The 10,664-nt window shown below is 47.5% G+C and carries 11 protein-coding genes and 2 pseudogenes; 10 read left to right on the forward strand and 3 right to left on the reverse strand.

Annotated features, from left to right (window positions below):
* Positions 1-189 precede the first annotated feature (189 nt).
* Together ACFQPC_RS00320 and ACFQPC_RS00325 are read left to right on the forward strand one after the other, a co-directional pair.
* Positions 190-645, forward strand: coding sequence for a LexA family protein (locus ACFQPC_RS00320; RefSeq protein WP_382269684.1), 456 nt, complete (start codon positions 190-192; stop codon positions 643-645).
* A complete protein-coding gene (locus ACFQPC_RS00325) occupies positions 632-1,915 on the forward strand; it encodes a Y-family DNA polymerase (RefSeq protein ID WP_382269685.1) in 1,284 nt (427 codons plus the stop codon). The genes ACFQPC_RS00320 and ACFQPC_RS00325 overlap by 14 nt, the downstream gene beginning before the upstream one ends.
* A gap of 8 nt (positions 1,916-1,923) precedes the next feature.
* Here ACFQPC_RS00325 and ACFQPC_RS00330 read toward each other — a convergent pair whose 3' ends face one another.
* Entirely contained in the window at positions 1,924-2,640 is a 717-nt protein-coding gene (locus ACFQPC_RS00330) for an SOS response-associated peptidase (protein ID WP_382269686.1), read from the reverse strand.
* A gap of 92 nt (positions 2,641-2,732) precedes the next feature.
* On the opposite strand from ACFQPC_RS00330, the pseudogene ACFQPC_RS00335 reads away from it, so the two are divergent.
* The 5 genes and pseudogenes from ACFQPC_RS00335 to ACFQPC_RS00355 form a co-directional block, all read left to right on the forward strand.
* Positions 2,733-2,897: pseudogene (locus tag ACFQPC_RS00335) on the forward strand (DUF6988 family protein); the annotation flags it as partial.
* A gap of 1,045 nt (positions 2,898-3,942) precedes the next feature.
* On the forward strand, positions 3,943-4,080 hold the full coding sequence (locus tag ACFQPC_RS00340; RefSeq protein WP_465261801.1) for a DUF4287 domain-containing protein: 138 nt from the start codon (positions 3,943-3,945) through the stop codon (positions 4,078-4,080).
* A gap of 152 nt (positions 4,081-4,232) precedes the next feature.
* Positions 4,233-5,456 carry a chromate efflux transporter gene (chrA, locus tag ACFQPC_RS00345; protein WP_382269687.1) on the forward strand — a complete coding sequence of 408 codons (1,224 nt, stop codon included), beginning with the start codon at positions 4,233-4,235 and terminating at the stop codon, positions 5,454-5,456.
* A gap of 242 nt (positions 5,457-5,698) precedes the next feature.
* On the forward strand, positions 5,699-6,394 hold the full coding sequence (locus ACFQPC_RS00350; RefSeq protein ID WP_382269688.1) for a VIT1/CCC1 transporter family protein: 696 nt from the start codon (positions 5,699-5,701) through the stop codon (positions 6,392-6,394).
* A gap of 56 nt (positions 6,395-6,450) precedes the next feature.
* On the forward strand, positions 6,451-7,008 hold the full coding sequence (locus tag ACFQPC_RS00355) for a cytochrome b (RefSeq protein WP_382269689.1): 558 nt from the start codon (positions 6,451-6,453) through the stop codon (positions 7,006-7,008).
* A 242-nt stretch (positions 7,009-7,250) separates the two neighbouring features.
* Here the strand turns inward: ACFQPC_RS00355 and ACFQPC_RS00360 are convergent, their stop codons facing one another.
* Entirely contained in the window at positions 7,251-8,000 is a 750-nt protein-coding gene (locus tag ACFQPC_RS00360; protein WP_382269690.1) for an MBL fold metallo-hydrolase, read from the reverse strand.
* Positions 8,001-8,118: 118 nt separating this feature from the next.
* Here ACFQPC_RS00360 and ACFQPC_RS00365 point away from each other — a divergent pair, with 118 nt between their 5' ends.
* The 3 genes from ACFQPC_RS00365 to ACFQPC_RS00375 are packed head-to-tail and all read left to right on the forward strand — an operon-like array spanning position 8,119 to position 9,320.
* On the forward strand, positions 8,119-8,436 hold the full coding sequence (locus tag ACFQPC_RS00365) for a metalloregulator ArsR/SmtB family transcription factor (protein WP_382269691.1): 318 nt from the start codon (positions 8,119-8,121) through the stop codon (positions 8,434-8,436).
* Positions 8,437-8,440: 4 nt separating this feature from the next.
* A complete protein-coding gene (locus tag ACFQPC_RS00370; RefSeq protein ID WP_382269692.1) occupies positions 8,441-8,872 on the forward strand; it encodes a YeeE/YedE family protein in 432 nt (143 codons plus the stop codon).
* A 10-nt stretch (positions 8,873-8,882) separates the two neighbouring features.
* Positions 8,883-9,320 (forward strand): YeeE/YedE family protein, encoded by a 438-nt coding sequence (locus ACFQPC_RS00375; protein ID WP_382269693.1) that lies wholly within the window; start codon positions 8,883-8,885, stop codon positions 9,318-9,320.
* A gap of 100 nt (positions 9,321-9,420) precedes the next feature.
* Here ACFQPC_RS00375 and ACFQPC_RS00380 read toward each other — a convergent pair.
* Positions 9,421-10,570 (reverse strand): annotated as a pseudogene (locus ACFQPC_RS00380) (IS3 family transposase).
* Positions 10,571-10,664: the final 94 nt, after the last annotated feature.

Genomic DNA, 10,664 nt, shown 5'->3' on the forward strand with positions numbered 1-10,664 from the left:
TACGTAAAATCAACGAGTTAAGTAGAGTTATCGGTAAAAGAACCAAATTTTGACAACCTTATTTTGCTAACCACACTCACTTAACAAGCTAAATTTGCTAACGTCAAAAGATGGCTAGAGGATTATTGCCGCTTTTCATTGTAAGAACCGTGGTTCATAATACTGTATATATTTACAGTTAAAAATGCTATGGAATCGCGTCCACCTTTACCACTCCCCATTAATTCGGTCACAGTTGCTTTATTCGACTATGCCGTGCAAGCCGGCTTCCCCAGTCCGGCTGCAGACCATGTGCAAAAGCGTATCGATTTAGCTGAATTGCTCATTATTAACCCCGATGCAACTTTTCATTTTCGCGTAGCAGGTGAGTCGATGCGCGGTGCCGGCATTTACGATGGTGATGTGATTCTTGTTGATAAATCCGTCGACCCAGCGCACGGGCTTATCGTCCTTGCTGCATTAGATGGGGAGTTCACGGTGAAGCGGCTTTTTAAGCGTGGGCGGGTCATTAAATTATTATCTGAAAATACTGACTTCCCACCGATTGAAATGCAGGATGGTCAGGAGCTACTTATTTGGGGCGTTGTTACCGCCAGTTTTCGTATTCACTTCAAGCCGTCAAAGAAGCGAAATGCAAAAGCATGAGAACAATATTGCGCTCATTGATGCCAATAATTTCTATTGCCGTTGCGAGCAGATATTCAGGCCCGACCTAGAGCGCGACCGCAAGGTCATTGTCGTGTTGTCAAATAACGATGGCTGCGTTGTGGCGCGCTCAGCGGAAGCAAAAGCGCTTGGCATCAAGATGGGTGTGCCTTGGTTCGAGTTGAAAAAATTAGCAGCAAAGCATGGCATCGTTGCCTTCTCATCAAATTACGCTTTGTACGCGGATATGAGCAACCGGCTCATGAGTATTTTGGGCGGCTATTCACCCATCCAAGAAATCTACTCCATTGATGAATGCTTTTTGGACCTAACAGGGTTTACTGATATCCGAGAACGGGCTTATTCAATGCGAGCCCGAGTCAACAAATGTACTGGTTTGGTCGTCTGTGTAGGCATCGGACCATCCAAGACGTTAGCCAAGCTCGCTAACAATGTCGCAAAGAAGCATCCCAAATCGAAAGGTGTTTTTAATTACAACATCCTTACCGCCGCTCAGCAGGAAAATGTGTTGTCGCATTTAGAGGTAGGTGACGTGTGGGGCATTGGTCGCAAGCTCTCTACAAAGCTACAGAGCATTGGTATTGATACCGTTCTTCAGCTACGCGATGCAGACACCGCATCAATGCGGGCCATGTTTGGTGTGGTGATGGAGAAAACGATTCGGGAATTGCGGGGTGAGCAATGCATAGAAATAGAAGAAGTCGGTAGCGCGAAACAGCAAATCGTCTCCAGCCGTTCTTTTGGACATCCTGTGGTTCTGATAGAAGATTTGGCTGACGCCATTACCCATTTTGTGACAAACGCTACCGGCAAATTGCGTGCGCAGAAGTCTATAGCGGGCCTTCTTCAGGTATTCATCTTGACCGACCGATTCAGAGAAGACCGTCCTCAATACAATCCAACCATCGCCATTCCACTGCCGGTCGCATCTGCAGACTCGATGAAAATCGCTGGGTATGCATCTGAGGGTTTGAAGAGTATTTTTAAAGAAGGCTACGAATACAAAAAAGCCGGCGTCATCTTGGGTGAGATAGGTCCTGACCATATTGTTCAGACCGACCTTTTTGCTTGCCAGGATGAGAGTGGCAATACCGAATTGATGGCGACAATGGATGCTATCAATGCCAAGTATGGTCGTGGCATGCTGAAAATATCAAACGATGGTGCGCGTCGTAGCTGGGGTATGCGAGCAGACAATAAAAGCCCGCATTACACAACGGATTGGAACGAGATTGCTATCTGCAAATAGCGAGCTGTTTAGAATAAGAATCTATCCTCAAACGCCTCTTCTGCATTCTGGACAGGTGTTTTCTTTGCGCGCGCGGCTTTTGGTGCGGCGACTGCGGTCAGTTTTTCAGCGTCGTACTGCTTAAAAAATTCAGGAGCGTTTTCAAGGGGGCTTTGCAGCCATGCATCGACTTCGTCAAAATCGAGCAAGACAATCATGCGCTTTTCATCGCCCGGCTTGTGAAAACGTCGCATAAGAGGGTGGTCATCTGCATTAATGGTTAGCATCGTAAAGCTAATCAGCGGCCTATCGTCGGGTCCTCCGTTAGGTCGCCATTCCCAAAGCCCTGCCACGCACAATGGCTTTCCATCTACATGTTCTATTTGCCAACGAACCGGCTTACCAGACTCGTAGTTTGGTTCAAAAAAATTATCGACAGGTATGGCACAAAATTGTTGTCGTTTCCAAGCCGAGCGGAATGATGGTTTGGTCGCGACCGTTTCTGTCCTAGCATTGTATGTTGAGCGTGCTAGCTTAAGGTCAGCCCATGGCGGAACAACTCCAAACATCCCATAGTCGAGTTGGCGCTCAAATCCTGAATCTTCCGGCAGTCCCTCGGCGTTCCGAATTAACGGTGCTAGATTGCCTGGGTAGCATTCGTACTTGAATGAAAACGGTTCGTTGACCGAAGTCACTAACAAAGCTTCAAGCCGTTCTGCTCTTGTAGGAGTGTAGTTTGCGCACATACTATTTAAGAGTCTTGTAATGTTTAATTGGTTCTTACCTAATGAGATTAATAACCACTATATAAAAAGAGTGACCAACGGGTAGGCAAGTCAAGCTGGTATATGAAGGAGTGCGTAATTCAAACGCGGTGGTTGCCATTGGCGCGCAGTTAGCTTCAATCTTGTCGGGCTATACAGAAAACATGCAACCGGTCCGACGCATGCATGAAGATTTTGCAGATTGCCTTCCAATATTGAATATTCAGGAGCTGAACTAACAGCTTCATCTACAACGCAGAAAAGTCTGCGGGTACTGGTTTAGATTTAAAGTATTAGTTACAAGAACAAACTAAATTAAGGTAATTTTTTACTTTTGTTATTTTTATAATTTAATGTCGAAATTGGGTCAGGTTTGAAACATGAAACTGAACAGAATTAGTCATTCTTGTTCTGTTTCTAGCTCACTGTGGCATTTTTGTTGCAAACTTGTTAAACATGGTTACGTCAGCTGTTCAGACGCTGGCATTACTTGATAGAAGTCATGCTAAGGCTTACGATAAATTGCACTTATTTCAAAAGTTACAGAGATTCAAAGCATTTGCGATAGTTAATCATTCGGAGGACTGAATGGCCCCGGCTTTAATAGACACATCTGAGCCTATAAAAATTATATTTTCAGATATTTATGCCAAGAGAACCTAGACCATAGGTTGGTGCGCGCTGAATCGGATGATTGAATAGGGATGATTCTATGGAAGGCGCAATGGTTGCTTAGGGCGGCGATTTCAATCGGTGAATGCAACACACTAAAGGTTATGCAGATTGGGGACGGGCCATGCGATTCAATGTGGTTTGCACTGACTACTTGCGACGTTGCATTGAAGGATTCCCTCTCCGCTGGTGTCCGGTTCGCATATTAACCCTTGGATTATGGAGTGCCGGCCTGTTTCGACCAGAAAACAATGCGAAACCATACGATAATTTGGGTCAATGACACTTGCCGTTTCATTCACATTTGCAAAACTTATGGAAACTTATGCTGGAAAACATAACTAATATTTTTCGGCATAAGTTAACATAAGTTAATATTAAGACAAGTAAATTCCTTATGTCCGCTTACGGGTGGAGGGCGACGTCTGCTACCGGCCAGAAGCGGACTTTAGTCTGACCAAAAACTTCGAATAAACTTGCAGCTTGGTGCTCATAACATTCAGACAATCCTCGCTAGCGCAGTAACCATAAAGGAGAGGCATGAACCATCAAGAAGCAGTTAATGGACCCGCTTCCTATTTCCCGTCTATCGAAAAGAAATAAGGTAAACCTATCGCACATTGCATGAATATACTGAATGAAGCAGGTCTGCTCAAGCACATGGAGCTTGTCAATTATCTTAAGTCTGAGTGTCAGCTGGGACATGGCCACGCCAATGCAATCGTAGCTTCGTTCATGGCGAGCAAATAATCTAACTTTGTTTGTGGCGGCTAACGCTGCACAAATCGCATGCCTTGGTTCATGTCAACAGGGGTCTTTATCGGCCCAAAGCGGACAATCATTATTCAACTTTGAAATGAAAATTAAAAATAGTATGTTGATAATTTTTTGCGAGACAGGGTATGACAGTATCAGCTAAGAATGAAGTTCCTGTCCGAGAAAGTACATGGGTGATATTTTGGGTATTTTTACGATTGGGATTGACTTCTTTCGGTGGTCCCATCGCACATCTCGGTTACTTCCGTGACGAATTTGTAGTAAGACGAAATTGGCTATCAGAATCTGCATATGCAGACCTTGTCGCGCTTTGTCAGTTTCTGCCGGGGCCAGCCTCTAGCCAAGTCGGATTTGCTTTAGGCGTATTGCGAGGCAATGGCCTATGTGGTGGTTTCGCTGCTTGGCTTGCATTCACTATGCCCTCTGCCTTGATATTGTTTTTTTTTGCTTTTGGCGCGATGTCATTCACTGGGCCAGTTGCGGAAGGTTTTCTTCATGGGCTAAAGTTAGTTGCAGTTGCCGTGGTGGCGCAGGCAATTTGGGGAATGGCACGAACGCTCACACCTGACCGCGAACGTGCTGCTATTGCTCTTGCTGCAATAGCTATCGTTATTCTTTTTGTCGGACCATATGGACAGATTGCTGCTATCTTGCTTGGCGCAGTTTCGGGTCTCTGGTTGTGCAGAGGACAAGCATCTTCTAATTGTAGAGATTTGCATTTCCCCGTTTCAAAACGGGGTGGCGTAGTGGCACTTGTTGTTTTCGTCCTCCTCCTCTTGCTGCTTCCCATTGCTGTCGCTGCTACGCAAAACCAGGGAGTAGCACTTTTCGATGCTTTTTATCGTTCGGGAGCGTTTGTATTTGGAGGTGGGCATGTCGTCTTGCCGCTGTTACAGGCAGAGGTGGTTGCACCAGGTTGGGTAACGAACGAGGCCTTCTTGGCTGGTTACGGTATAGCGCAGGCTGTACCTGGACCTCTATTTACATTTGCTGCCTATCTTGGGGCCCTAGTTGGACCGGCACCGAACGGTTTTGTTGGAGCAATAATTGCCTTAGTCGCATTACTATTGCCGGGAATTTTGTTGGTTTATGGTATGCTCCCATTTTGGAGCACATTGCGTACCCGTGCTATTGCTCGAGCTGCCATGAGCGGAGCGAACGCTGCTGTGGTTGGGATTCTTGCTGCAGCACTTAACAACCCTGTTTGGGTTAATGCTGTTTTATCGCCGCGAGATTTCGCATTGGCGATAGCGGGTTTTTTGTTCTTAACAGTGTGGAAAGTGCCACCATGGATTGTGGTTGGCTTTCTGGCATTAGCAGGCATTCTGAACGTGCTTTATTTCGGTTAAATAATGTCCACTTTTAGTCAAAAACACTTTCTCCTCTAACGGCCAATAGCGGTCCTTATCGAGAAAATATCTGGAATACGTGAGTAACTTGAGCTTCGAGCACAATCCAAGCGCTATCTTCTGTCGAAGTATTGATAGACGGCATTCAGCTTGTCCTGATTTAAATTTGTAAACTCCAAATCACAGGTTCAGATAGGCGTAGCATCATTGAAACATAACTATTACCGGATTAACGTTTTTCTATGCGAAATCGACATCTAGAGTTACACAAATTGGATAGTATTGGCTGGCTACGCGCGGCGGTATTAGGCGCTAATGATGGAATCGTATCAACGTCAAGCCTCGTTCTTGGTGTAGCTGCTGCGCATGCTACTCATCAAGCAATTCTAATTGCAGGTGTTGCAGGCTTGGTCGCTGGTGCGATGTCTATGGCCACGGGTGAATACGTCTCTGTTCAGTCCCAAGCTGACACTGAACAGGCAGCGCTTGAGAAAGAACGTGTCGAACTGCATGAAAATCCTCAAGGTGAGCACAAAGAGCTAACTGATATCTACGTCGCGCGGGGTTTGAACCAATCGCTGGCAAAGCAAGTGGCTGAGGGTCTTATGAGACATGATGCGTTAGCTGCGCACGCAAGAGATGAGCTTGGGCTAACCGATGCTATGAGCGCTAAGCCATTGCAAGCAGCCCTTGCCTCGGCCTTTAGCTTTGCTGTAGGCGCTGCTTTGCCAATGATGGTTGTCTTACTAGCTCCACACGAAAGCCTCATACTTTACACCGTGGTCGGTTCTTTAGTGTTTCTCGCTTTCTTAGGCGGGCTAGCTGCAAAGGTGGGAGGGGCGAGCATCAGGAAGGGCGTCGTGCGAGTCGTATTTTGGAGCGCGCTTTCGATGGCCGCTGCAACCGCAATAGGCTCAATGTTTGGAACGGCTGGATAACAACGTTTCCTGAACAATTTGTCGCATACGAGGTTTGAGTCATTAAGGAATTCAAGATGAGTACATACGGATTTAAATCAGCAACTGCAAGAGGTGAATGGAGATATTCAAAACCAGCCGTGTTATTACATTGGCTAATTGCAATCTTGATTGCAGCTCAGCTCGGTATCGGATGGTACATGATGGCTATCGAAGAACAGCCGGGGAGCATATGGTATTTCGATATCCACAAGTCGTTTGGCCTTGTGGTTCTCGGCCTAGTCGTCTTACGAATTATTTGGCGTGCAACACATAAACCCGCAGCGTTGCCTATGACCGTTCCTGCATGGCAAGTAACTTTGATTCACGTTACCGAATGGGCACTTTACCTCTGCATGCTAGCCATGCCTATCATTGGTTTCGTTGGAGCGTCATATAGTAAAAAAGGCATAACATTTTTTGGGACGCCATTGCCATCTTGGTTTTCGCCTAATCACGATACCGCAGAGACATTTTTCGGCCTACACTCGATAATTGCTTGGGTATTAGTTGCCCTGATTGCGCTGCACGCTCTTGGTGGACTGAAGCATTTTTTTATCGACAAAGACCGTATATTTCAGCGTATGTGGTTTTAACTGAATGTGCTGGATGTAAAAAATTATTCTTCTGAAACTCTAGATAGGAGGCTCTATGAATCGCTCTGAATTATCGATGCGATTTGAGAGCTTTTCAAATCCTACTTCAAGTATTTTTTCCGGAGATTGAGATTTTTTATCGATTGATATTATTGATGACTGTGAGAACGTCTGCACTGGGTTGAAAGCAGGTGGCAGCTATCGGCCAAAAGCGAACATCCCAAGGAGTCGTCATTTCTTCATCAACCTTGCGGGCTCCGCGTCATTTGATGGCAATAGCGCTCCAAGTTTTCTGGTAGGTCACTCGGACAAACACCGCATTTCTGATTGCCTAAGACAGCATAGTCAATGAACTTTGGATATGGCAAATTCAAATTCGCCATAATGTGCTTGAACTCCTCGAGTGTCTTGTCGTCACCCAAGCGCGGATTGCGTGCTTTTTCCTGTGCTATGGATGACACAAAGCGCTGCTTGTAGTCGTGGGCTGGGTATACTAACGTCTCATCCGGCAAGGAAAACAGCTTTTCCTTCACGCTTTTATACAGCGCGTCGGCATCACCATTCTGAAAGTCAGTGCGACCGCAGCCTTCAATCAGCAACGCATCCCCAGTAAAGACTCGGTCGTTAAACAAGTAGGAACAATGCCCCTCGGTATGACCAGGAGTATGGAGTGGATGTAGTGTGATGCCGTCGACCTGAAACGGTTTGCCTTCCTCGATGCCGATGTCCGTGCATGGTAGGTTGTCATGTGCCGGCGTAGCAATCTTGCTGCCAACTGCGCGCTTGAGCTCGAGCGCTCCGGTGATGTGGTCCGCATGAATGTGGGTGTCGACTGTGTATGCGAGTTTCAAGCCGAGGCGACGTACTTCGGCTAAATCGCGCTCCATAGTAGAAATAACAGGGTCGATGAGAATGGCGCGGCCGGTTTGTTCGTCACCGAGCAAGTAGGTATAAGTGCTAGACAGCGGTTCGTAGAGTTGTCTGAAAATCATAGTGGCTCCTGACTAGGTAAAAGAAAAATGGCGGTAGCTTTTTCGAAAACAATATATATTTAAATATATTATGATAGTATATGATTTTAGTGTAAAGCGTTACTTCACCCGATTTCATATGACCAATCCAAATCAAATTGAATTAGTAAAACTCCAGGCAGCTGCTGGACAGGCCTGCGGCTTACTGAAGACTCTTGCCAACCCTGACCGCTTGCTGCTGCTATGCCAGATGACGCAAGGAGAATACTCCGTCGGCGAGCTGGAAACGATGACCGGTATTCTCCAACCGACGCTGTCGCAGCAATTGACCGTGTTGCGGGAAGAGAAGGTGGTTAACACGCGTCGCGAAGGCAAGCAGATTTTCTACAGCATCGCCAGTCTGGAAGCGCTGGCCGTACTGCAAGTGCTGTATCAGTTGTACTGCCCTAAGGAGTAACGAGATGACGATTGACTGGATTCACTTCACGCCATGGACCTCACTTGTTGGCGGCTTGTTGATTGGTGTATCGGCTACGGTGCTCCTATTCTTCAACGGCAAAATCGCTGGTATCAGTGGAATTGTGGGCGGACTGTTCAGACCGTTCAACGGCGGCATCGGATGGCGCCTTGCATTCATCGTCGGCATGGTGTGCGCACCGCTTGTCTATAGCTTAGCAATGCCGCTTCCTGAAGTAAGCGTCGATACCAGCATGCCAGCTCTCATCGTCGCCGGACTGCTGGTGGGCATTGGCACCCGTTATGGTGCGGGTTGTACCAGCGGACATGGCATATGCGGTCTGTCTCGCCGCTCGCCGCGCTCGATGGTGGCGACTCTGGCCTTTATGTTTGCAGGGTTTGTGACTGTCTACCTCGTTCGTCACGCGTTTACTTGAGGAGAATGACATGACATTGCTGATATCGTTATTAGCCGGCTTGGTATTCGGTCTTGGTCTGATTATTTCAGGTATGGCAGACCCATCCAAAGTACTTGGATTTCTAGACCTGACTGGAAACTGGGACCCGTCACTTGCCTTTGTCATGGGGGGCGCACTGCTAGTCGGCTCGCTGGCATTCCCGTTCGCAGCCAAGCGACCGCAATCACTGCTGGGCGAAGCAATGCGTCTGCCGACAGCCACGAAAATTGACCGGCGGCTTGTGCTTGGTAGTTTGACCTTTGGCGTCGGTTGGGGCTTGGCGGGATATTGCCCGGGGCCGGCCCTGGTATCGCTTGCCCAAGGGGGCGCAAAGCCCCTGCTGTTCTTCGTTGCGATGATAGCCGGCATGCTCATATTCGAGCTCCTAGAGCGAGTATCAGCCGGGTCGCACAAGAAAGCCGCATAAATACACCCATGCTATTTAGTCTCGTTTTAGGGGCGACGGTCGGGCTTGTCATGGGCTTGACGGGAGCCGGCGGAGGCATCCTTGAATCTCCCCGACTTTTCTAGACACTTGCGAGCCTCTCGAAGTACTGCTTTTCATAATTGACCGGCGAGAGCCGGTCAGCATGATTATGACGTCGTTTTACGTTGTAAAACATTTCAATGTAATCAAACACATCTGACCGTGCCTCATCTCGTGTTGCATACACACGGCGCTTGATTCTTTCTCGCTTCAACAGTTGGAAGAAACTCTCAGCAACTGCGTCGTCATGGCAGTTCCCACGACGACTCATACTTTGCTGCAAATTGTGCGCCTTGAGAAATCCCTGCCAATCATAGCTACTGAATTGACTCCCTTGGTCTGAATGCACCATCACGGTCTGTTTTGGCTGTCGGCGCCACACTGCCATCAACAATGCATTCAAGGCGAAGTCTCGTCCCATCCGTAGCCCCATCGACCAGCCGATGACTTGACGAGAGAACAGGTCAATTACTGCTGCCAGAAACAACCAGCCTTCATGCGTGCGAATGTAAGTGATGTCAGTCACCCAAACCTGGTTTGGTTCTGCCACATCGAACTGCCGATTTAAATGATTTGGTGCAAAGACAGACGTCATGCCACCACGTGCTTTAGGTCGACGGTGATAGCCCGTTTGTGAACGTAGCTTCTCTTGGCACATCAAGCGGTAGATACGATGCTTGCCACATGTTTCTCCCAATTCACGCAGGTCGTCACACACCTTGCGATAGCCATATACAGACCCGCTTTCCAGCCAGGATTATTTAACGTGGTCTAGCAGCCGTCTGTCTTCAGTCGTACGCGACGTTTCAGGAGAATGCTGCCAAGCATAATACCCACTTGGATGCACGGCCATGACTTTACGGAGACGACGTACCGGATAGCTCGATGCATGTGCTTTGATAAATGCGTACTTCAACCGGACTCCTTGGCAAAGTACGCGGCGGCCTTTTTTAAATGGTCACGCTCCTCGGTGACGCGTTTGGCTCTGCTTTTAACTGCCGAAGTTCGACCTGCTGGTCTTTCATGGCATGGCGTTGCGGAGCTGGCAAGCTATATTGCTTAACCCTCTGATAAAGACTATGGCCGCTAACGCCGAGTCGGGCTGAAACATCGACAACAGCGTGTCTTCGTTCAGTGACCTGTTTGACCGCTTCAATCTTGAATTCTTCTGTATATCGCTTTGCACTCATAACACCTCCATAACCTATAAATTTATAGGCTCAGATGTGTCTAGTAAAGTCGGGGCGATTCAATGACGAATTTCCGACATTACGTAAATTATCG

The organism is Herminiimonas glaciei (genome assembly GCF_042664955.1).
Lineage (GTDB): Bacteria > Pseudomonadota > Gammaproteobacteria > Burkholderiales > Burkholderiaceae_D > Oxalicibacterium > Oxalicibacterium glaciei.